The organism is Streptosporangium sp. NPDC049078 (assembly GCF_040648855.1).
Taxonomy (GTDB): domain Bacteria; phylum Actinomycetota; class Actinomycetes; order Streptosporangiales; family Streptosporangiaceae; genus Streptosporangium.
The window spans coordinates 257092-278691 of record NZ_JBEZEL010000015.1 but is presented as its reverse complement, the minus strand read 5'-3'; the positions used below and the strand labels follow the sequence as shown (position 1 = coordinate 278691).

At 71.9% G+C, this 21600-nt stretch carries 19 protein-coding genes; 11 read left to right on the top strand and 8 right to left on the bottom strand.

The features are described from left to right. Nucleotides 1-65: 65 nt before the first annotated feature. From AB0B90_RS26460 to AB0B90_RS26450, 3 genes are all read right to left on the bottom strand, one after another. A complete protein-coding gene (locus tag AB0B90_RS26460; protein WP_362925292.1) occupies nucleotides 66-1625 on the bottom strand; it encodes a cellulose binding domain-containing protein in 1560 nt (519 codons plus the stop codon). Nucleotides 1626-1742: 117 nt separating this feature from the next. Beyond that, on the bottom strand, nucleotides 1743-3581 hold the full coding sequence (locus AB0B90_RS26455) for a cellulose binding domain-containing protein (RefSeq protein WP_362925290.1): 1839 nt from the start codon (nucleotides 3579-3581) through the stop codon (nucleotides 1743-1745). 781 nt (nucleotides 3582-4362) lie between these two features. Beyond that, a complete protein-coding gene (locus AB0B90_RS26450; protein WP_350948614.1) occupies nucleotides 4363-4710 on the bottom strand; it encodes a luciferase family protein in 348 nt (115 codons plus the stop codon). A 292-nt stretch (nucleotides 4711-5002) separates the two neighbouring features. Between AB0B90_RS26450 and AB0B90_RS26445 the strand changes: the two genes are divergently transcribed. Continuing rightward, complete coding sequence (locus tag AB0B90_RS26445; RefSeq protein ID WP_350948615.1) at nucleotides 5003-5662, top strand: VC0807 family protein; 660 nt, start codon at nucleotides 5003-5005, stop codon at nucleotides 5660-5662. Between the two features lie 126 nt (nucleotides 5663-5788). Here AB0B90_RS26445 and AB0B90_RS26440 read toward each other — a convergent pair whose 3' ends face one another. After that, nucleotides 5789-8182 (bottom strand): ABC transporter permease, encoded by a 2394-nt coding sequence (locus AB0B90_RS26440; RefSeq protein WP_362925287.1) that lies wholly within the window; start codon nucleotides 8180-8182, stop codon nucleotides 5789-5791. Then, entirely contained in the window at nucleotides 8176-8928 is a 753-nt protein-coding gene (locus AB0B90_RS26435; protein WP_350948617.1) for an ABC transporter ATP-binding protein, read from the bottom strand. The genes AB0B90_RS26440 and AB0B90_RS26435 overlap by 7 nt, the downstream gene beginning before the upstream one ends. Nucleotides 8929-9039: 111 nt before the next feature. On the opposite strand from AB0B90_RS26435, the gene AB0B90_RS26430 reads away from it, so the two are divergent. From AB0B90_RS26430 to AB0B90_RS26395, 8 genes are all read left to right on the top strand, one after another. After that, on the top strand, nucleotides 9040-10248 hold the full coding sequence (locus tag AB0B90_RS26430; RefSeq protein ID WP_350948618.1) for a sensor domain-containing protein: 1209 nt from the start codon (nucleotides 9040-9042) through the stop codon (nucleotides 10246-10248). Then, nucleotides 10230-10928, top strand: a complete 699-nt coding sequence (locus AB0B90_RS26425) for a response regulator transcription factor (protein WP_362925284.1) — start codon at nucleotides 10230-10232, stop codon at nucleotides 10926-10928. The genes AB0B90_RS26430 and AB0B90_RS26425 overlap by 19 nt, the downstream gene beginning before the upstream one ends. Nucleotides 10929-11125: 197 nt before the next feature. Beyond that, a complete protein-coding gene (locus AB0B90_RS26420; protein WP_350948620.1) occupies nucleotides 11126-11599 on the top strand; it encodes a TspO/MBR family protein in 474 nt (157 codons plus the stop codon). A gap of 263 nt (nucleotides 11600-11862) precedes the next feature. Next, nucleotides 11863-12513 (top strand): DedA family protein, encoded by a 651-nt coding sequence (locus AB0B90_RS26415; protein WP_362925282.1) that lies wholly within the window; start codon nucleotides 11863-11865, stop codon nucleotides 12511-12513. A 303-nt stretch (nucleotides 12514-12816) separates the two neighbouring features. Further along, nucleotides 12817-13635 carry a DMT family transporter gene (locus tag AB0B90_RS26410; RefSeq protein ID WP_362925280.1) on the top strand — a complete coding sequence of 273 codons (819 nt, stop codon included), beginning with the start codon at nucleotides 12817-12819 and terminating at the stop codon, nucleotides 13633-13635. 22 nt (nucleotides 13636-13657) lie between these two features. Then, entirely contained in the window at nucleotides 13658-14878 is a 1221-nt protein-coding gene (locus AB0B90_RS26405) for a glycosyltransferase (RefSeq protein ID WP_350948623.1), read from the top strand. Nucleotides 14879-14996: 118 nt separating this feature from the next. Then, on the top strand, nucleotides 14997-15719 hold the full coding sequence (locus tag AB0B90_RS26400) for a DUF998 domain-containing protein (protein WP_362925277.1): 723 nt from the start codon (nucleotides 14997-14999) through the stop codon (nucleotides 15717-15719). A gap of 122 nt (nucleotides 15720-15841) precedes the next feature. Beyond that, on the top strand, nucleotides 15842-16774 hold the full coding sequence (locus tag AB0B90_RS26395) for an acyl-ACP desaturase (protein WP_350948625.1): 933 nt from the start codon (nucleotides 15842-15844) through the stop codon (nucleotides 16772-16774). A 407-nt stretch (nucleotides 16775-17181) separates the two neighbouring features. On the opposite strand, the gene AB0B90_RS26390 is transcribed toward AB0B90_RS26395, so the two are convergent. The 3 genes from AB0B90_RS26390 to AB0B90_RS26380 all read right to left on the bottom strand — a co-directional run bounded on the left by AB0B90_RS26390 (nucleotide 17182) and on the right by AB0B90_RS26380 (nucleotide 20238). Next, nucleotides 17182-17781, bottom strand: coding sequence for a dihydrofolate reductase family protein (locus tag AB0B90_RS26390; RefSeq protein ID WP_362925275.1), 600 nt, complete (start codon nucleotides 17779-17781; stop codon nucleotides 17182-17184). 192 nt (nucleotides 17782-17973) lie between these two features. Next, on the bottom strand, nucleotides 17974-19191 hold the full coding sequence (locus AB0B90_RS26385) for an MFS transporter (protein WP_362925273.1): 1218 nt from the start codon (nucleotides 19189-19191) through the stop codon (nucleotides 17974-17976). Between the two features lie 201 nt (nucleotides 19192-19392). Next, nucleotides 19393-20238 (bottom strand): helix-turn-helix transcriptional regulator, encoded by an 846-nt coding sequence (locus AB0B90_RS26380; protein ID WP_350948628.1) that lies wholly within the window; start codon nucleotides 20236-20238, stop codon nucleotides 19393-19395. Between the two features lie 190 nt (nucleotides 20239-20428). On the opposite strand from AB0B90_RS26380, the gene AB0B90_RS26375 reads away from it, so the two are divergent. Together AB0B90_RS26375 and AB0B90_RS26370 are read left to right on the top strand one after the other, a co-directional pair. Then, entirely contained in the window at nucleotides 20429-20695 is a 267-nt protein-coding gene (locus AB0B90_RS26375; protein ID WP_350948629.1) for an Atu4866 domain-containing protein, read from the top strand. Beyond that, entirely contained in the window at nucleotides 20692-21426 is a 735-nt protein-coding gene (locus tag AB0B90_RS26370) for an SDR family oxidoreductase (protein ID WP_362925270.1), read from the top strand. The genes AB0B90_RS26375 and AB0B90_RS26370 overlap by 4 nt, the downstream gene beginning before the upstream one ends. Nucleotides 21427-21600 lie beyond the last annotated feature (174 nt).

Below are 21600 nucleotides of genomic sequence, written 5' to 3'. Positions count from 1 at the left end.
CGTGCTCCGCGTCGGACGGGCCCGCGCCGGACGTTCTCGTCCTGGGCGGGCCCGCTCCGCGCGGGTCAGAAGCCGGCGGTGACGCGGGTGAAGTCCCAGTCGCTCTGGGCGATCCCGCTGCAGTTGGAGGTCACGCCGCCGCCCGGGCAGGGACGGTCGCGGTTGACCGACCAGTAGGCGAAGCGGGTCAGGCCCTTGGACTTGGCCCAGTCGCGGATCTGGGTCCAGGTCGCGACCGTGGTCAGTTCCTGCTGGTCGGACAGGCCGTTCATGCCGGAGATGCCCATGCGGGCGTACGCCTGCGCGTCGGTCCAGCCGTTGGCTGCCTTGAGCGCGTTCTTCAGGCCCTCCGAGGCGTTGACGGTGGCGGTGTAGATGTTCGAGGCGCCGAAGTCGAACGGCATGATCGTGTAGTTGTCGATCGGCACGGCGAGCGCCTTGGCCTGGTTGATCAGGCGGATGCCGTGGGAGGTCGGACCGGTGGTCGAGGTGCCGAAGGTGACGACGACCTTGACGTTCGGGTTGTTCTGCTTGACGATCTTCAGGCCGTTGAGGATGCGGTCCTGGACGGTGTAGTTCTCGAACTCGTCGGTGTTCTCGATGTCGAAGTCGACGACCGCGGGACCGACGGCGTTGATCACCTGCTGCACCGCTCCGGCGAAGGCCGCCGGGGTGGAGCAGTTCGGGCCGAGCTTGTTGCCCGACCATCCGCCGAAGGAGATCTGCACGCTGCCGCCCGCGGCCTTGATCTGGTTGATCGCGGCCTGGTCGGCGCCGCCGGTGAGCGGCCTCGATCCGTCCCAGGCGGGGTTGCAGCCGCCGCTGGACAGGATGAACGCCATGGTGAAGGACTTCACGCCGGTGGCGTTCATGACGGTCACCGGGTTGGGCGGGTTGCCCCAGCCCATGTAGAGGTAGGGGGCTCCGGCCATCTTGCCGCCCGGGTCGGGGTTGGTGCAGCCGGTGGTGGTGGCGCTCGCCGCGCCGCTCGCGGCCGACTCACCCTGCGCGTTGTACGCCCTGACCGTGTACGTGTGCGAGGTGCACGTCCCCAGCGAACCGATCGTGGCACTCGTACCACTCACCTGCGCCCGCTGCGTCGACCCCTCATAAACCCGATAACCCGTCACGGTGCCACTGGAGGCACCCCACGACAACGAGATCGACGAGTTCGTCGTCCCCGTCACCGACGGAGTACCGGGTGTGCCCGGCGTTCCCGGGACGCTGCCGCCGCCGCAGGCCACGCCGTTGAGCGTGCAGTTCGACGGGGCCACCCCACCCGGACTGCCGTTGAAACCGAAACTCGCCGTCGCCCCCGGAGCGATGGTGGCGTTCCAGCCGACGTTGGTGAAGGTGAAACGCTGCCCGCTGCGACTCATCGCCGCGTCCCAGAAAGACCCGACGTTCGCCCCCGAGGGCAGATCGAAGGCGACCGACCAGCCGTTGATCGCCGTCGTACCACCATTCGTGATCGTGTACTTGCCCTCGAAACCGGTACCCCAGTCCGAGGTTTTGGTGAAGACGGCGGTGGTGGGTGCCGCGAACGCGGGGGTCGCGACCGTTGACAGGCCGATTGACATGCCGAGCGCGGCGAGGACCGCGGTCAGCGTTCGTCGAAATCTCATGGCACTTCCTCGGTTGGGGGGAGGAGATCGGAGGTGCGGGGTCGGGGGTCCCTGGCCCGCCCGGGCGCGTCGTGGACGGTGAGGTGCCGGGCGGGTCCGGGGTCTGAGGTGCGGGGGCTAGGGCAGGGTCGCGAGGTGCGGCTTGACGGTCCTGGAGAAGTTCCAGTTGTTGCTGGCGTCCCAGTTGATCGACCAGGTCATCGCGCCGCGGATCCCGGGGTAGGCGCGCGGCGGCACGAAGCTGCCGCAGCCGGTCCTGGTGGCGAGGCAGGTGAGGGCCTGGTTCACCAGGGCGGGGGCGACGATCCCGCCGCCCGCCGCGCCGGGTCCCGCGGGCAGTCCGAGCGCCACCTGGTCGGGACGCAGCCCGTTCTCCAGCTGGATGCAGGCGAGCGCGGTCATGAAGTTGACCGACCCCTGCGAGTAGGCGAACGTCTGGTCGCAGCCGAGCATGGAGCCCGAGTTGTAGAACTGGGTGTGGACGACGGTGAGGATGTCCTTGATGTTCAGCGCCAGCTTGAAGTACTCGGCGCCGGTGGACTGCATGTCGATGGTCTGCGGCGCCATCGTGATGATCAGGTTCGCGCCCGCCTTCGCTCGCAGCGACCGGAGTGCCTGGCCCATGTAGGTGGAGTTGAGCCCGTTCTCCAGGTCGATGTCGACGCCGTCGAAGCCGTAGCTCTGCATCAGGGCGTAGACGGTGTCGGCGAACTTGGTCGCGGCGGCGGCGCTCGCCACCTGCACGCGGCCCGCCTCGCCGCCGACCGAGAGGATGACCTTCTTGCCACGGGAGTGGAGGGTCTGCACGTCGGCCCTGAACTGGGCGTCGGTGTAGCCGCCGAGGGAGGCGGACAGGCCCGGGTCCACGGCGAAGACGACCTCACCGGGGGTGGCGGTGGCCTCTCCGAAGGAGACCGCGACCAGGTCGTACTCGTTGGGCACCGCCGACAGCCGCAGTTCGACGGCCGGGTTGTCGAAGTTGTGCCAGTAGCCGGTGAGGAAGTGCTTGGGCAGCTGGCCTCCGCCGGTGCAGCCGGTCGTGGTCGCGCTCGCCGGGTCGCTCTTGGGGCTCTCGCCCGCGGAGTTGTACGCCGCCACCGTGTAGGTGTGCGCCTCGCACACACCCAGCCCGGACACCGTCGTGCTCGTCCCGGTCACGGTCGCCCGCACCGTCGACCCCTCGTACACCCGGTAGCCGGTCACCGTTCCCGAGGACGCGCCCCATGACAGCGCCACGCTGTTCGCGCCGCCCGTCGCGGCCACCGCGCCCGGCTTGCCGGGGACGCCGCCGGTGCAGCCGGTGGTGGTGGCGCTCACCGCGCCGCTCGCGGCCGACTCACCCTGCGCGTTGTACGCCCTGACCGTGTACGTGTGCGAGGTGCACGTCCCCAGCGAACCGATCGTGGCACTCGTACCACTCACCTGCGCCCGCTGCGTACCCCCCTCATAAACCCGATAACCCGTCACGGTGCCACTGGAGGCACCCCACGACAACGAGATCGACGAGTTCGTCGTCCCCGTCACCGACGGAGTGCCTGGCGTACCCGGGATGGTGGGAGTACCGCCACCGCAGGCCACGCCGTTGAGCGTGCAGTTCGACGGGACCACCCCACCCGGACTGCCGTTGAAACCGAAACTCGCCGTCGCCCCCGGAGCGATGGTGGCGTTCCAGCCGACATTGCTGAAGGTGAAACGCTGCCCGCTACGACTCATCGCCGCGTCCCAGAAAGACCCGACGTTCGCCCCCGAGGGCAGATCGAAGGCGACCGACCAGCCGTTGATCGCCGTCGTACCACCATTCGTGATCGTGTACTTGCCCTCGAAACCGGTACCCCAGTCCGAGGTTTTGGTGAAGACGGCGGTGACCGAGGCGGCCTGGGCGGGTAGCGCGACCGTCATCGACAGGAGCAGTGCCGCCAGTGCGACGAGAGAACGAGCGATGGCGTGTGGTTTCACGTTGACCTCATGCGTTTCGTGGGGTGACCGTACGGCCCGCGCCGCGCGAGGGGGGTGCGCGGATGTGGCGCGGGCCGTACGGCGGGGTGGGCTCGGTCTCGCCCAGGGACGGGGACCGTTCCGTTGATCGGCGCGGGGCGCCGGGGACCGCCGGGATCGGCGGGGCGTCACCGGCTCGTGGCTCCCGGACGGCGGTGCTCGGCCGTGGCTCGCGGGCGCCGGCCTGAGTCCTCGGGGCGGGCGACGGCGGCGCCGATGAGCGCCGTGCGGACACCCGTATCGATGGCGGGCGTGGCGAGGGCCGCGACGGCGAGGAGGGGGACGGCCGTGACGCCGGGCGTGGGCAGGCCTCGGCGAGGGCTTGCAGCCGCAGTCAGGACGGGTGGGGAAAGGGCGCGCCGCATGATCGCTCCGATGGACGTGGAACCTGGGGGGTGAGGCGTCCGGACGGTCGGACCTTCGGTGGCGACGGCTGCCGCCGTCGGGTTGTCGCAGCTAGGGGTCGAGGGGAGGGGACGCGCGAGCCATGGGCACCCCCGGTAGGCACTTCTTTTAGGAAAGTTTCCTAAGAGTTGTCGTGATCGTAGCCTTGACACACCCCTGACACAAGGCCCAAAAAAACGTCGGACGCTCACGCCGTCCGGGAAACACGGGGGAGGAAGGGCGTCGGCCGCCGACGGGCGCGGGGGCGCCGTTCGTCGACTTCGGCGCGAGGCCGGCTATCAAGGACTCCGGGTCGCGACGGCGACACCGACGAGCGAGACGAGTGGCCCGAGATCGGCTATCGCGAGGTCTGGTTCGCCTTGATCGCGACGCTGACGAGCGAGAGGAACAGTTCGGCGTCGGCCCGGCCCTCGATGGACATGGCCACCCACCCGTCGTCGGCTCCGGGGGTGACCCGGCGGCAGTCGGTGAGCACCCGCGCCCATCGGTCGATCACGGGTTTGGTGAGGAGCAGTTCCGCGGTGTGGTCGCCGGACATCCTGACGATCTCCCGGCCATCGGCCCGGAACCCGAGCCCTTTTCTGGTGCGCTTCAGCGCCAGGGCCGGCCAGCGGAGGAGCTGGGCCGCCACATTCTCGACACCCTCGGTGGAACGGCGGGACGCGTGCGTGCGCAGCACTGCCATGTCTCTCATCGTCGCGGACCGGACACGATCGGGAAAGCTCCTGTTTCATAACCGTTACCGGCGTAGTGATCCTTCTGGAGAATCGTAATGATCCTCACCGTTCTCAACCGTTATTGCAGTGTTATTGAGTTGTTTTCGCGAGAGCACGAACCGGCGTCGGGTACGGTGAGTGCCCGGTGAACACCGGAGGTAGCCCTTTCCAGCACCCCCTGCGACGACTGACATGTTCGTGTCATGCCGGGGTAGGCGTGAGCGTCCAGCGTCTGCCGTCGCACCAGCCCGTGGAGCGTCAATGAGCCACCAGCCCATCGTCCTCCCGCGTCTCGCCGCTCTGGCCAGGCAGGCCGCGCCGAGACTGCTGGAGGGCGTCGTCGCCCCCCTCGCCGTCTTCTACGCCGCCCTCGCCCTCCTCGGCCTCAAGGGCGCGCTGATCGCGGCGGTCGCCTGGGTGTACGCGGGGGTGGGGTGGCGGCTGGTCCGGCGGGTCCCCGTGCCGGGGACGATGATCCTCGCCACCGTCGCGATCACCGTGCGGGCGCTGCTGGGGTTCTGGACCGGGAGCGCGGTGATCTACTTCCTGCAGCCGGAGCTCGGGACGATCTGCATCAGCGTGCTCTTCCTCGCCTCGGTGCGCCTCAACCGCCCGCTGGTGCAGAGGCTCACCCTCGACTACATCCACCTGCCCTCCGCGGTGCTGAGACACGAGCGGGTCCGCCGCTTCTTCGCCCGCATCACCCTGCTGTGGGCCTTCGTGCTGCTCGCCAACTCCGCGGTGAGCATCTGGCTCCTGCTGCACGAGTCGATCGGCACCTACCTGCTGGTCCGCACCAGCGCCGTGGCCGTGATCAGCGGCCTGGCCGTGGCCTTCTCCCTGTACGCCTTCCGCCGGATGCTGAGCCGCCTGCACCACGACCCCGTCGCCACCCCGGCCATCGCCGCCCCGCCCGCCTAGCGCCCGGACTCCCGCCCGCCCCTGCCCCCTGACCGCTCGGGTTCCCGCCCCGCGCGGCCGTCGCCGCGCCGGTCACCCGGTGTCCGGGGCGGGGTGGACGCACGGTGTTCGGAGCGTCCGGAACGGTCAGCGCCTCGCCGGGAGCCGTACGGCGGGGCGGGCGGCGAGTACGGCGGCGCAGACGGCGAGGGCCAGGCAGGCGGCGATCACCCCCAGGATGAGCGGCCACGGCACCACGAGGGGGACGTCCGCGCGCATCGCCGTGGCGAGGGCGCCTCGCATGCCCAGCAGCGCGGGCAACGCCACCACGAGCCCCAGCCCCGCGCCGAGCAGCACCACGAGCGCCGACTCGGCGGCCACCGTCCCGAGCACCTGCCGTCCCGTCGCGCCCGACAGGCGCAGCACCGCGAGGTCGCGGACGCGCCCGGCCGCCGACATCACCATCGTGTTCACGATCGCCACGCCCGCGTAGGCCGTGGACACCACGACGAGGAGCACGGTCGCGATCCACACGAGCCGGTCCTCCTCGGCGTCCGCCTCCGCCGAGTAGGTGCGGACGTCCACCGCGCGTGCCCCCGGACCCGGCGGTGCCGGGGCGCCGGCGACGTACGCCTCCTTGGCGAGGGTCGTCGCGTCGTGCCTTCTGAACAGTTCGCGGGACAGCAGGACGTCGGCGCCCGCCCCCCGGACCACGCCCGCCACCGTCGGTGACGCCGAGGTGCCGTCCTCGAACGACACCGGCAGCGGCGAGCCCGGCCGCAGCCCCCGGTCCTCGGCCAGCCAGTCCGCCACGAGCACCCGGTCGGCGTCCCTGAGCGCGTCGAGCGAGCCGGACACCACCTGGACGTCACCCGCCGACTCCAGGAGTTCCGGGGTGGCGCCGATGGCGCTCAAAACACCGCCGTCCGGCTCGAAAAGGGCGCCGAACAGGGACGATCGTGCGCCTGAGGCCGACGCCGCCGTATCCGTGAGCCCCGGCGTACCGTCCGGCACGATCACCGCGTCCGCCCGGATCGTGGTGGCGCGCACCTCGGCGAACGCCGCGGCCGTCGTCCGCACCATTCCCGTGATCAGGATCGCGCAGCCCACCGTGACCAGTACCGGGGTGGCCGTGGCCGCGGTGCGGCGGACCGCGGTCAGCGCGTTCTCCCTGACGAGCGTCCCGGTCGCGCCCCGGCCTCGGGCGAGCGGCCACGACACCAGCCGCGCCACCGGCGGCACGATCGCGGGCGAGAGCAGCGCCACCCCCGCGATCACCCCCATCGCCGCGACCAGGCCCGACAGCGCGAACCCCTCAGAGCCGTCCGAGCCCCACGCGTCGACCGCGGCCACCAGTCCCAGCGCGCAGCACACCGCCCCGGCGATCCACCGCGCGCGCGGCATCGGCCGGTCGTCCACCTCGGCCTCGCGCAACGCCTCCAGCGGACGCACGCGCGCGGCCCGCCCGGACGCCGACCACACCCCCGCCAGCGTGACGACCACCCCCATCGCGAACGAACCCGCGAGCGGCGGCACCGACAACCGCACCGCGAAGCCCGGCGGTTCGAACCCGGCCGTGACCAGCACGTCCCCCAGCACGGGAGCGAGCGACGCTCCGGCCGCCACCCCCGCCGCCGTCGCGATCACACCGACCAGCAGCGCCTCGCCGTACACCATCCGCCGCACCTGGCGCGGCGTCGCGCCGACGGCGCGCAGCAGGCCGAACTCGCGCCGCCGCTGCGCCACCCCCACCGCGAACGTCGAGCCCACGACCAGGATCGACACGAACACCGACAGCGTGGCCATCCCGGTGAGGACCTGCAGGCCGATCCATCGGGTCCGCTCGTGCTCCCGCGTCTCCAGGACGTCGCGCCCCTCCCCCGTGCGCACCACCCCGGACGCGCCGGCCACCGTCCGTGCGGCCGCGGCGACCGCGAAAATGTCCGCCCCCGGCTCGGTGACCAGGCCGATCGCGCGCACCCCCGCCGGTACGCGGGCCGCCTCGGTGTCGCTCAGGTACACCCCGGGCCCGTTCACCGTGCCGGACACCGTGTACGTCACCGGCCCGTGCGCGGTCAGCACCCGCACCCGCGCCCCCGGCGCGAGCCCGAGCGACCGGTCCAGCGCCACCTCGCCCTCCCGTGGCGCGGCGCCCGCCGTCAGCGTGTACGGCGCCAGCGCCGCCGCCGACCACGCGTACCCCCGGTCACCCGCCGCCGGCCTGCCGTCGACGACCGGCTGCGCGTAGAACATCCGATCCGGTACGGCGTGTGCCACCCCGGGGATCGCGCCCAGCCGTTCCCGCAGCGACGCGACCGTCTCCGGCGACCAGGGAGGATCCGGGGCGAAGTTACCGTCGCCCCGCTCGATCGCCGGCACCGAGACGAACACGGGCGTCCCCGCCAGCCGGTCGGGCACCCTCGCCCCGGCCGAGGTGAGGGCGAGGACGCTCATCGACACCGTCGTCATGCCGAGAAAGAGCACGACGAACCCCCCGGCGAAGGAGTGCCACCGCTCCCGCGATGTCGCGAAGGTCAGCACGGCACGACCTCCAGTGCGGCCATCCGGGCGGCGACGATCTCGGCGGTGACGGTTCCGGTGTACTCGTCCACCACGCGCCCGTCGGCGAGGAAGAGCACCCGGTCGGCGTAGGAGGCCGTCACCGGGTCGTGCGTCACCATGATCATTGTTTGTCCGTGGTCGTCGACGAGCCCGCGCAGCATGCCGAGGACCTGGTGCGACACCCTGGTGTCGAGCTGGCCGGTCGGCTCGTCGGCGAACACCACGGCGGGCCTGGTGATCAGCGCCCGCGCGATGGCCACGCGCTGCTGCTCGCCGCCGGACAGGCCGCTGGGCCGGTGCCCCGCCCGGTCCGCGAGGCCGACCTCCGCCAGCGCCGCCCGGATCAGGCCGGCCGGGGCCGCGCGGCCGGCCAGGCGCAGCGGCAACGCGACGTTCTGCTCGGCGGTGAGCGCGGACACCAGGTTGAACGCCTGGAAGACGAACCCCACCCGCTCGCGGCGCAACAGGGTGAGGCCGTTCTCGTTCAGCGAGCCGAGGTCGGTGTCCTCGATGGCGACCGTGCCGTCGGTCGGCCGGTCCAGGCCCGCCGCGCAGTGCAGCAGGGTGGACTTCCCTGATCCGGAAGGCCCCATGATCGCCGTCAGCGTGCCCGCGCGGAAGCTCGCCGTCACCCCGTCGAGGGCCTTCACCGGGTGGGCGGCCGTGCCGTACAGCCGGCGCACCGCCCGCAGCCGCACGGTCTCCCTGTGATCTGTCGAGTGCATGCCGTTCAGCAAAGCCGCCCGTGCCGTGCCGGCGCATTGGCGCAGGGGCGAGAGGTGAGGGTAGACCTGGCACTACCGCGCCCGCACCCCCGGATCGGTTAACGTCGGAGGGTGTTCGCCCGTACTGCCTTGGCGGCGATGACCCGCAGGCCGTCGGTGTTCCTCCGCTCCTCATGGCCCTGGCGTTCGCTCGCCTACCTGCTGTGCAGCGCGATCCACGCGGTGGCCGCGTGCGTGATGATCTACGCGGCCTACGCCTACGGCGTCGGGTTCGCGACCGTGGCCGGGCTGTTCGCCGTGATCGTGCTCACCCTGCCGTCGGGGGCGTTCGAACGATGGCGGCTCCGGTTGGTGGACGGCGCGCCCGTGCCCGATCCGCACCTGAGGCCACCGCGCCCGGGGCCGTGGGCCTGGCTCACCACCCGCCTGCGCGAGCAGGCGACCTGGCGGGAGCTGGGGTTCACGGTCGTCGCGGTGTCCGTGATGTGGCTGATGGACCTGGGACTGGTCTCGTCGGCGCTCTGGCTGCCGCTGCTGTTGATCTCCGGGCCTTTCCAGCCGGGCATGGACCCGTTGGACGGCGTGCCGCTGTTCGTCGCCGGGCTGCTGCTGTTCCCGCTCTTCGCCTACATGACGGCCGCGTGGGCGGGCACCCGGGCCCTGATCACGCGGGCCGTCCTCGCGCCGGGCCACACAGAGATCATCCGCTCCCGCGCCCGGCTCGTCGACGCGTTCGAGGCCGAACGCCGCCGGATCGAGCGCGACCTGCACGACGGCGCCCAGCAGCGACTGGTGTCCCTCAGCATGAGACTCGGCCTCGCCCGGCTCGACCTGCCGCCGGGGTCGCCCGCCGAGGCGCAGATCGTCGAGGCGCACGAGGAGGCCAAACGCGCCCTCGCCGAGCTGCGCGAGCTGATCCGGGGCGTCCACCCCCAGGTGCTCACCGACCGGGGGCTGGGCGCGGCGGTACGCGATGTGGCGGGCCGCTCTCCCCTCCCCGTCCACGTCGACGTCTCGCTGCCCTGCCGGTTGCCGTCCCCGATCGAGGTGACCGCCTACTACGTCGTGTCGGAGGCGCTCGCCAACATCGCCAAGCACAGCCTGGCCCGGCGCGGTTTCGTGTACGGCCGGCTCCTCGACGGCACGCTGGTGCTGGAGATCGGCGACGACGGGGTGGGAGGCGCCGACCCGGCCGCCGGGTCGGGGCTCACCGGGCTCGCCGACCGGGTCGCCGTGACCGACGGCGTGATGACCCTGTCCAGCCCGCCCGGCGGGCCGACGTCGCTACGTGTGGAGATCCCGTGTCCCGTCTCCGGATAACCCTCGCCGAGGACGGCGTGCTGCTCCGCGAAGGGCTCGCCGGGCTCCTCGACCGGTTCGGCCACGAGGTGGTCGCCTCGGTCGGCGACGGCGAGGCGCTGATCACCGCCGTGGCCGAGCACGAACCCGACATCGTCGTCGTCGACGTGCGCATGCCGCCCGGCTTCACCGACGAGGGACTGCGCGCCGCGCTCGCGCTGCGCGCCTCCCACCCCGGGCTCGCCGTCCTGGTGCTCAGCCAGTACGTCGAGCAGACCTACGCGGCCGAGCTGCTCGACTCCGACGGCGGCGCGGGGATCGGCTACCTGCTGAAGGACAGGATCGGCGAGGTACGGGAGTTCGTGGACGCGGTGGAGCGGGTCGCCGAGGGGCACACGGTCGTGGACCCGGAGGTGGTGCGGCAACTGCTCGGCCTCCGGCGCGGGCCGCTGTCCCGGCTCACCCCGCGTGAGCGGGAGGTCCTCGGCCTGGTCGCGGAGGGCCGCTCCAACGCCGCCATCGCCCGCGCGCTGGTGGTCACCGAGGCGGCGGTGTCCAAGCACATCGCCGGCATCCTCACCAAGCTCGACCTGCCCGTCGCGCAGGACGACCACCGCCGTGTCCTCGCCGTCCTCGCCTATCTCCGGGGCCGGCCGGGCGGCCCGGAGGCGGAGCGACCGCGGCGACCGCTCCGCCGTTGATCACGCCTCCTCGATACGGCCGGCGCGGGGAGCTCCGACGCTGACCGCGCCTCCTCGATACGGCCGGAGAGCTCGGGGAGAGACGGCTCCCCGGAAGGCGCTTCCCATCCCTCGTGCCCCACGCCGATCGAACCCCGCTCCCCCGGACGCGAAACCGCCGCGCGGTAGTTCCGCGAAGAAGCGGGCAGGGGGGTTCTATGGTCATCACACAGCAACCGAAACGCTGGGCCGGCCTGCCGGTGTTCGTCGTCGCGCTCGTGCTGGTGGCGGTGGTGGGGTCGCTGGCGGCCGGGAACGCCGGCGGTGAGTACCTGTCGCTGGAACGGCCGCCGTGGGCGCCGCCGCAGTGGCTGTTCGGCCCGGCCTGGACGTTCCTCTACATCCTGATCGCCCTGTCCGGCTGGCTCGCCTGGTCGGCGGGCGGCCTCACCCCGGCGCTCGGCGTCTACGCGGTCCAGCTGGTCCTCAACGCGGCCTGGACGCCGCTGTTCTTCGGCGCCGGGCAGTACGGTCTGGCGTTCGCGGAGATCGTCGTCCTCTGGCTCGCGATCGCGCTCAACATCGTGATGTTCCGGCGGATCAGCCGCCCGGCCGCCTGGCTGCTCGTGCCCTACCTGCTCTGGGTGACGTACGCGGCCTCGCTGAACTTCGCCGTCTGGCAGCTCAACTAATGGGACCTGAGCCCTCTTCCCGAGGGGCGCCGTGAGCCGGTGGGGACACGATCGTCCTCGTGCGATGTGACCGGCTCTGTCCGGTTTCCAAGGTCGGCTTCCCGAGGGCTTTCCCGGACGGTTTCTCAGGGGCGGGGAGACAGGACCCTGGTGCTCTTCAGGGACGTGTCATGAGGAACACCGGGGTGCTCCCCGATGTCCGGAAAGTACCGGGCCGTCAGCCTGCTGGGTGAGACATCCGCGACCCCCGGCTGGAGCCCGACGTGACACAGGCCATCCTCGACGCCCTGCACGATGTGATGACATCTCCCTGGATCTACCTGGCGCTGTTCGCGCTGGCGATGCTCGACGGGTTCTTTCCCGTGGTCCCGGCGGAGACGTCCGTCATCACCGCCGGGGTGTTCGCCGCCGCCACCGGGGCTCCCGACCTGCTCCTGGTGATCGTGGTGGCCGCGCTGGGCGCGTTCGTGGGCGACCACGTCTCGTACGCCATCGGGCGTACCACCAACGACCGGCTGCGCAACGGCAGGCGCAGCCGCCGGGCGTTCGCCTGGGCGGAGAGTGCGCTGGCCGAGCGGGGCGGGCTCGTCCTCGTGGTGGCCCGCTACATCCCCGGCGGCCGGACCGCCTGCACGCTGACCATGGGCGCGGTCGCCTATCCCCGGCGCTCGTTCGCCCTCTTCGACGCCCTCGCCGCGGTGAGCTGGGCGATCTACTCGGGACTGATCGGCTACGTGGGCGGCGCGGCCTTCGAGAACGACCCGATCAAGGGTCTGCTCCTCGGTCTCGGCATCGCCCTGACGATCACCGTCGTGGTCGAGGCCGTCCGCCACCTCCGCCACCGCCGTACCGCGCCGCGCGTGGAGAGCGCGCCGGTCACCTCGGGTGAGCGACGCGGCGGCGCGACCGCCTGACGCGGAGGCGTCCGGACACGAGGATGCCGTCGGCGACGTCGGCCTCGGTCTCGGGTTCAGGTTCGGATTCGGCGGTGAGGGAGGCGTTCCCGGCCTGGTCGAGCCCGCTCAGGAGCGGCCCGCGAGGCGAAGGCCCCGACGCGAATCTCGGGGAATCCCCTGCGAAGTCAGGGAGAACCCCTATGGCTCCGCTGCCCGCCCGCGCGGGACGCTTCGACTGTTCACCACAAGCCCCTGAACGGACGCCTCCACGAGGTGATCCGGTCATCTCGCCATGGCTTCATCTGCTTGGGAGGAGTGCGCATGACTGTGCTGGCGGTCGGCCTGGCGTTGCTGGGATCCCTGTTCTTCGCACTCGGTGCCGCGCTGCAGCAGTTCGAGGCGGCGGGCACGCCCCACGCCGGCCTCGGCCGTCTCACCCGGCGCCCCCGATGGCTGCTCGGCGGCCTGGCCATCGCGGGCGGCACGGCCCTGCACATCGTCGCGCTGAAATACGGCCCGCTCACGCTGGTGCAGCCGCTGGGCGTGGCCAGCCTCCTGTTCGCCCTGCCCTGCGCCGCGGCCCTGCGACACCGCAGGCCACGGCCCGGCGAGCTGGCCTCGGCCGCGGTGATCGCCGTCGGGCTGATCGGCCTGGTGATGGTCGTGCCCGAGCACGCGGGCAAACCCCACCTCAGCACCGGGGAGGCGGTGGCCCTGCTCGCGGGGGCGGCCACCGCCGCCCTGATGCTGTGGGCCCTCGCCAGGCGGGTCTCCCCCGCCGCGCGGGCCTGCCTGCTCGCCGTGGGGGCGGGCGTGCTGTACGGCGCGACCGCCACGCTCACCCGCGTCCTGGTCGACGGCGACTGGGAGTTCTGGTTCCTGCTCGCCGTCCCGATGCCCGCCCTGATCGCGCTGGTACTGCTCCAGCGCGCCTACGCCGTCGGCCACTTCGGCGTGGCGTTCGCCGCCCTGCAGGTGGCCGACCCCCTCACCGCCGTCGCCTTCGGTGCCCTCCTGCTCGGCGAACCCCTGCCGACGGGTGCGGCGAGCGCGCTCACCGCACTGGTGGCCGCCGCCCTCGTCGCGGGCGGAACCGTCGCGCTGGCCCGTACCACCCCGATGTCCCCCCACATGACGTGACAGCACGACGAACGGAGCCTTGATGGCCATGTCAGCCACCACCCTGCAGCCCTCGGTAGCGGGTCCCGCCCTCCTGCCCACCCGGCCCCGCCGGGTGCTGATCGGGGCCGACACCTACCCGCCGGACGTGAACGGTGCCGCCTACTTCGCCCACCGGCTCGCCCAGGGACTGGCCGAGCGGGGGAACGAGGTCCACGTGGTGTGCGCCTCGGACGAGGGACCGGCCAGGACCGATCACCTGGACGGGGTGACCGTGCACCGGCTGCGCTCGGCTCCGGTGCTGGTCCACCCGACCATGCGGGTCACGGTGCCGACCCGGCTGGACCGGCTGATCGACAGGATCGCCCCCGACGTCGTCCACGTGCAGGCGCACTTCGTCGTCGGCCGCGCGGCCATCTCCGCCTCCCGGCGCGCGGGCGTCCCCGTCGTGGCGACCAACCACTTCATGCCGGACAACCTCTTCCAGTTCGCGCACATCCCCGGCCGCCTCCGCGAGGGGGCGGGAGCGCTGGCCTGGAGGGACTTCAACCGCGTCTACTCCAGGGCCGACCGCGTCACCACGCCCACCCGGATCGCGGCCGGGCTGCTCACGGCCAAGGGTTTCGGCCCGCCGGTGGAGCCCATCTCCTGCGGCATCGACCTGGCGAGGTTCCAGCCGCGCCCCGAGCCGAAGGCGTGGTCCCGCGGGGCCTTCGGCCTGCCCGACCGGGACACGATCGTGTTCGTCGGCCGGCTGGACGAGGAGAAGCGGCTGGACGAGCTCATCCGCGCCCTGCCGCACGTGCTCAACAACGTCGACGCGCAGATCGCGCTGGCGGGCACCGGAGGGCAGCGGGCCGCGCTCGCCAGGCTCGCCGACCGGATCGGGGTCGGGGACCGGGTGTCCTTCCTCGGGTTCGTACCCGACGAGACGCTGCCCCAGGTGTACGCCGCCGGCGACGTCTTCGCCATGCCGGGCGTCGCGGAACTGCAGAGCATCGCCACGCTGGAGGCGATGGCCAGTGGCCTGCCGGTCGTCGCCGCGGACGCGATGGCCCTGCCGCACCTGGTGCGGCCCGGCGAGAACGGCCACCTGTTCCAGCCCGGCGACGTCCAGGAGCTGGCCAGGCACCTGACCGCCCTGCTCGTCTCGCCCCGGGAGCGGGCCACGATGGGCGCCGCGAGCCGTTCCATCGCGCTGACCCACGACCACCAGGCATCCCTCGCCCGGTTCGAGAGGATCTACCAGGAGGTGGCGCGATGAGGTCCGGGGCGATCGCGCTCGGAGACGGTCCGCGGGGAGGCGCCGCGACGAACTCCACGTTCGAATTTCAGGAAGGCCGCGTGACGGACTCCGAGACGACCGGCCGGGGGGTGCGGCGGTGAACGAGCGCCCGCCGTCCGCCTGGCCGGGGGTGGCCGGGCCGCTGGTCGCTTTGGCGGCGATGGGCTACGCGCACCTGGTCGCGGCGGACACGGTGAACCCGATGGGTGGCCTGATCAGTGACTACGCGCTGCGTGACGGCAGCGCCTGGGCGATGGTGGTCGGCACGATCGCCCTGGCCATGGGCTGTCTGTGGGTCGCGTACCTGCTCGTCCGGGTGGAGCCGGTGCGCGGCGCGGCGGCGCGGGCGCTGTTCGTCGCCTCGGCGCTGGGACTCCTGCTCACCGCCGCGTTCCCCACCGACGCGGCGCCCGGCGTCGTCTCGGTCGCCGGGGAGATCCACCGCTGGTCGGCGGCCGTGGTCCTCACCGCGCTGCCCTGCGCGGGCTGGATGCTCGGCCGCCGGTCGGGGAACGGCCCCCTGGCGGCGGTCTCCGTCTTCTCGACGGGGCTGCTCGTCTGGTTCCTCGCCGCCCACCCGGGCTCGCTCGTCTCGGAGCTGATCGAGGGCGCCGACCACTACGGCCTGGCGCAACGCCTGCTGGTGCTCTCCCAGATGACGCTGATCCTGATGGCCGCCCTCTGGGCGGGTCACCGCGACGACGCGCCCGCTCACCGGCCGGCCGTACAGGCGCGTGACCTGGCGATTCCCGCCCAGCCCAGCCCTGGCGACAGCCCTGACGACACCCGCCGTCCTCGCCAGCCGATCGAGCTCGGCTGACGGCGAAGCGGCTCCCTTGAATCGCTCATGGTCGAGTAAACGAGACATGTGGCACGTACCGATCGCGACCTTACCTACGCTAACGTAGGTTACGGTTCCGTAGTCTTCGAGGGAGAAACCTGATGCGAGAGTTCAGTGAGACCGAGTTGCTGCTCGAACTTGAGCCTGTCGTCGCGGGGGAGCTGGACCGGCACCACAAGGTGGCCAAGGAGTGGTTCCCGCACGAGTACGTTCCCTGGTCGGAGGGGCGCAACTACGACGGCCTCTACGGCGGGGACGCCTGGGTCGAGACCGACACCAAGATCCCCGAGGAAGCCCGCATCTCCCTCATCGTCAACCTGCTGACCGAGGACAACCTCCCCAGCTACCACCACGAGATCGCCACCACCCTGGGCCGCGACGCGGCGTGGGGCACCTGGGTGCACCGCTGGACCGCCGAGGAGGGCCGCCACGGCACCGCGATCCGCGACTACCTCACGGTCACCCGCGCGGTCGACCCGGTCGCGCTGGAGCGCGCCCGGATGGTGCACATGAGCGAGGGCTTCACCAACTCCTACGAGGGCGTGCTCGCCTCGGTGGCGTACGTCTCCTTCCAGGAACTGGCCACCCGCATCTCGCACCGCAACACCGGCAAGGCCTCCGAGGACCCGAACTGCGAGCGGCTGCTCGCCAGGATCGCCGCCGACGAGAACCTGCACATGCTCTTCTACCGCAACCTGCTCAACGCGGCCTTCCAGCTCACCCCCGACCAGACCATGCGCGCGGTGACCGACGTCGTCACCACCTTCCAGATGCCCGGCACCGGCATCGAGGGCTTCACCCGCAAGGCGATGACCATCGCCAACGCCGGAATCTACGACCTGCGCCTGCACATCGACGACGTCCTGCAGCCGGTCCTGCGCCAGTGGGACGTGGCCAACATGAAGGGCCTCGGCGCCGAGGGCGAGAAGGCCCGCGAGGAGCTCTACGACTTCCTCGACCGGCTGGAGACCACCGCCTCCCGCTTCGTCGAGCGCCGCGAGGCCCGCCGCGCCCGCCAGGCCGCCGGCGCCTGAGGCGCCTTTTCTCCGGAGGGGCCGCCCCGGCGCGGTCCCTCTCCGCGATTCACCAGAGCCGCAGTCGCCAGAGCGCACTGACCGGCAACGCCTTCAGCCTGGGACCGAAACTCAGACGAGTGCTTCGTGTCCGAACAGCCGCATGATCCGTGTCCGATCAGACGCACTCACCGTGTCCGAACAGCCGCATGATCCGTGTCCCTCTGGACGCACTCACCGTGTCCGTTTGGACGTGTCTTCCCCGGCGCCGCTCAGCGGTGATCGCCGCTCGTCCCCGCCCGTCGAAGGTCCGAGGAGACGCTCACCCGCTGATCGGGCCGCCCCATCACTCCGGCAGGCCGGTCGCCGCAGCCCGGCACCCGGTCGATCGGCTAGGCGGTGGCCCGGCCGGCATCGACCGCTGTCGTTCAGTTGTCCTGACCGCTCTCTGCCGCGGCCTTCCTCGCCGTCACGGTGGGCCGGTACCGCACGTTCACGACCGACGTGGGGTCGCCCTCGCCCACTCGGTGAAGGCGTACCGGCTCACCGCCGGGGTTGTCGTACAGCCGGATGCCCTCGCCGAGCAGGACCGGCGCGATGTGCAGGTCGATCTCGTCGATCAGGCCGAGTTCGAGAAGCTGGCGGCCGATGGTCGGCGAGAGCACCTCAAGGTTCTTGCCGCCGGCCGCCGCCAGCCCGATCCGGACCGCCTCGGCCAGGTCGCAGCTCAGGAACGTGACCCCGTCGGCGGGCTCGGCGTCCTCGGGGTGGTGGGTGAGCACGAAGGTCGCCCCTTTCCAGGCGCCGCCATAGGTGTTGCCCGCGTCCGGGAAGGCGTCCCAGCCGTCTCGCCCTCCCAGCACGGCGCCCGTGGTCTCGACATACTCCTCGACCAGGTCAGGGCGGAACGAGATCCCGGTCATCATCCAGTCCATCTCGTGGTTCGGCCCCGCCACGAATCCGTCCAGGGACATCGTGAAGTGCCAGAGCACCTTCCCGCCCGCGGTCTGCGGCTCGGTGTCGCCCATTCTTCGCCTCCCGCATCTGCTTGCGATCTGCAATCGGTAGGCGAACGCTAGGCCAAACCGGTAGCAGATTGCAACCACTTCGGAGGCGGGGTTCGAGTCGACGCGTTCGGGTCGTGCGATCGATGTCGCGGCCGAGGCGACTGCGCGTACTCCCTCAGGCTTCCTCAGGCTCAAGCCCGCTCTCCGGCCGGTTCAGGCCGCCGCGACCAGCTCGCGGACCGGGGAGCGGTCGGCCGTCGGCCGCAGGCTGCGCAGGAAGACCAGCACGAGCAGGGCGGCCAGACCGGTCGTGACCGGGGGGACGAGGAAGGCGAACGTCGCACCGAAACGGTCCACGAGCTGGCCCGCGACGGCCGCTCCCGCGGCGATTCCCATGCCCACGGAGCCGTTGAGCCAGGTGAACGCCTCGGTCCTCACCTCGGCGGGCACGAGGCCCTCGACCAGGGTGTAGCCGGTGATGACGGCCGGGGCGATGACGAACCCGGCCACGGCGGCTCCGGCGTACAGCGGCGGGAGCGATCCGGCGAACGTCAGGGCGACGGTGGCCGCGGAGAGCAGCCCGAGGGCGGCGGCCAGCCTGGCCGGGGCGCCGATCCGCCAGCGGACCACGCCGTAGAGGAGGCCGCCGACGAAACTCGCGCCGGAGAAGCACGCGTACACCGGCCCTGCGGCACCGGCCTGGCCGAGCGCCGCGGTGTAGGAGGTGACGCCCACCTGGAGGCTGCCGAAGACGGTGCCCAGGGCGACGAAGGCCCCCGCGAGCACGGCCACCCCGCGCAGCCGCAGCACCCCGCGCCGGGAACGGACCCGGACCGGCATCGGCTCCGGCGCTCCGCCACGCACCCCCGCGAACACGAGCGTCCCCACCACGACCATGACCAGCGACCCCGACAGCGCCCACACCGGAGAGAACCCGGTCGAGATCGCGACGAGCAGCACCGGGGCGAGGGTGAAGGTCAGCTCGTCGGTGATGGATTCGAGGGCGAAGGCGGTGTCCAGCCTGCCCGACCTGCCGAGCACATGCGCCCAGCGGGCGCGGACCATCGAGCCGACCTGCGGCATCGTCGCCCCGGCCAGCGCCGAGACGACCACCAGCGAGACCGCGGAGGCGTGCGCCGAGGCGAGCACCAGCAGCGCGCCCAGCGCGACCGCGTGCACGACGACCTGCGGGACCAGCACCCTCGCCTGGCCGTACCTGTCGGCGAGCCGCCCGGTCCGCGGACCGACCAGCGCGGGCGCCACCGCGGCCACCGCGGCGGCCACCCCCGCCACACCGTAGGAGCCGGTGGACCAGTGCACGAGCAGCAGCACGCCGAGCTGGAGCATCGCGTTCGGCAGGCGCGCGGCGAAGGCGGGGAGGAGGAACCGCCAGGCTCCGGGCGTACTGAGCACGGCGAGGTACGACTTCAACGAATCTCCGTCCAACATCCAGACGGAGGCTCCGCCCGGCTCGGGAGCCCACCGGGGGTGGTGGGCTTCGACCGGGGTGATACCGCTCTCGCGGCCGCCGAGCGGTCATCGCTCGCGTCCCTGCGGAACGCGACAGCCATTTACCTTACGTCACGAACCGCCGCCTTCCGCAGCCGGCCTCTCTCCGGCCGAGGTCGCGGGTCAACCGGCCGAACGGCCCAGTGACCGTCGCCGGGAGGCGCCGATGCTGCCGAGCAGGGTGAGTGCCTGGGCGCTGGGACCACCGGGTTCGGCGTGGTAGATGATCAGTTGCCGGCCGGGCGCGTCGCGCACGTCGAAGGCCTGGTAGGTAAGGATCAGAGGGCCGACGTCCGGATGCATGAGGTGTTTCGCGTCCCGGGTCTTGCCCCGCACCTCGTGCGCGCTCCACAGGGCCGCGAACTCGCCGCTCCGCTCGGTCAGGGTCCGTACGAGCTCGCGGAGCCGGGGATCCTCGGGATCGAAGCCGGCCGCCTGCCGCAGGTTGGCCACGGTGGCCTGGGCGGTCCAGTTCCAGCGGGTGTAGAAGTGCCGCCCGGCGGGGTCGAGGAAGGCCATCCGTGCCAGGTTGTCGGCGGGCTCGAAGGGCGAGAACAGGGCATCGGCCAGCGCGTTGGCGGCGAGGATGTCCAGGGTGCGGTTGATGACGAACGCGGGAGTGTTCGGGTAGCCGTCCATCAGCTGGCGCAGCGCGGGACTGACCGTGTCCGGGATCCGGCCCGGCCGCTCGTCCGGCACGGCGCCCGCCAGCCGGTACAGGTGCGCGCGGGCCTCGGCGTCCAGGTGCAGGGCACGGCTGAGCGCGTCGAGCACCTGGGGGGAGGGACGGCGTTCGCGCCCCTGTTCCAGGCGGGTGTAGTAGTCGGCGTTCATACCGGCCAGAACGGCGACCTCCTCGCGCCGCAGTCCGGCGACCCTGCGGACCCCGTAGGTCGCCATGCCGACGTCTTCCGGCCGCAGGCCCGAACGGCGTGCGCGCAGAAAGTCTCCCAGCTCGTTGTTGGCCATGTCCCCAGGTTAGGCGGGCGGACGGCGGCCTGCCCGGGTGTGTCACACCCAGGACCTGCCCGGGTGCGCCGCAACGAGGACGCCCGCCGCCTGGGTGTGTCGCACCCGGGCGGCGGGCGTCCTGGTTGACGGCCCGCACCCGGCCCAGACTCGGTGCCGAAGAACAGATCACCACGTACGGGAGAAGAGCATGACGAGAACCACCGATGACGGAAAGGTGGACGTGGTCGGCATGTGGGTGACCGCGGACGGCCACATCCGCCAGGAACTGCGAGCGGACGGCCGGTACGACGAGGCACGCGGCGGTCGGCGCAGCGCGTACACCGGCCGGTACACGGTGACCGGCGGCCACCTGGACTACGTCGACGACACCGGGTTCACCGCCACGGGTGACATCCGCGACGGTGTGCTCTACCACGAGCACCTCGTGCTGTACCGGGAGAAGGAGCGGGCATGAGGGCATCGGCCAAGGTCATCGCGGTCACCGGGGCGAGCAGCGGGATCGGCGAGGCGACCGCGCTCCGCCTGGCCGCCGACGGCCATCACCTCCTCCTCGGCGCGCGGCGTACGGACCGGCTGGAACAGCTGACAGCGAAGATCACCACCGACGGCGGCAGCGCCTCGTTCCAGCGGCTGGACGTCACCGACGCCGCCGACGTGCGGGCCTTCGTGTCCACCGCGCGGGAGCGGTACGGGCGGCTGGACGTGATGGTCAACAACGCCGGCGTGATGCCGCTGTCACCGCTCGCGGAACTGAGGGTCGACGAGTGGGACCGGATGATCGACGTGAACGTCCGCGGGGTACTGCACGGCATCGCCGCAGCCCTGCCGGTCATGCGGGAGCGGGGCGGCGGGCACTTCGTGAACATCGCCTCCGTCGGCGCCTACGAGGTGTCGCCGACCGCCGCGGTGTACTGCGCCACCAAGTTCGCGGTGCGCGCGATCTCCGAGGGGCTGCGCCAGGAGTCCGCGGGCGACATCCGGGTGAGCGTCGTCTCCCCCGGCGTCACCGAGTCCGAGCTCGCCGACTCCATCTCGGACCCGGTGGCCCGCGAGGCCATGAGGACCTACCGGTCGGTGGCCATCCCGGCCGAGGCGATCGCGGACGCCATCGCCTTCGCGATCAGCCGGCCCGCCGAGGTCGACGTCAACGAGATCGTGATACGCCCGGCCGCCGGCGCCCAGTGACGGCGTCACGCCGGAGCCTGATCCGGAAACGGGCGACCGGGCTCCGGCGGCCGGGCGGGCGGGCGGATGGGGTGCACGGCGGCACCGAGGCAGAACTTCCGAGCGCCGTCCGGCCACCTCGAAATCTCGGCAGATCGAAAGGCAGACGTTCGGCAGATTGAAAGCCACCCCTTC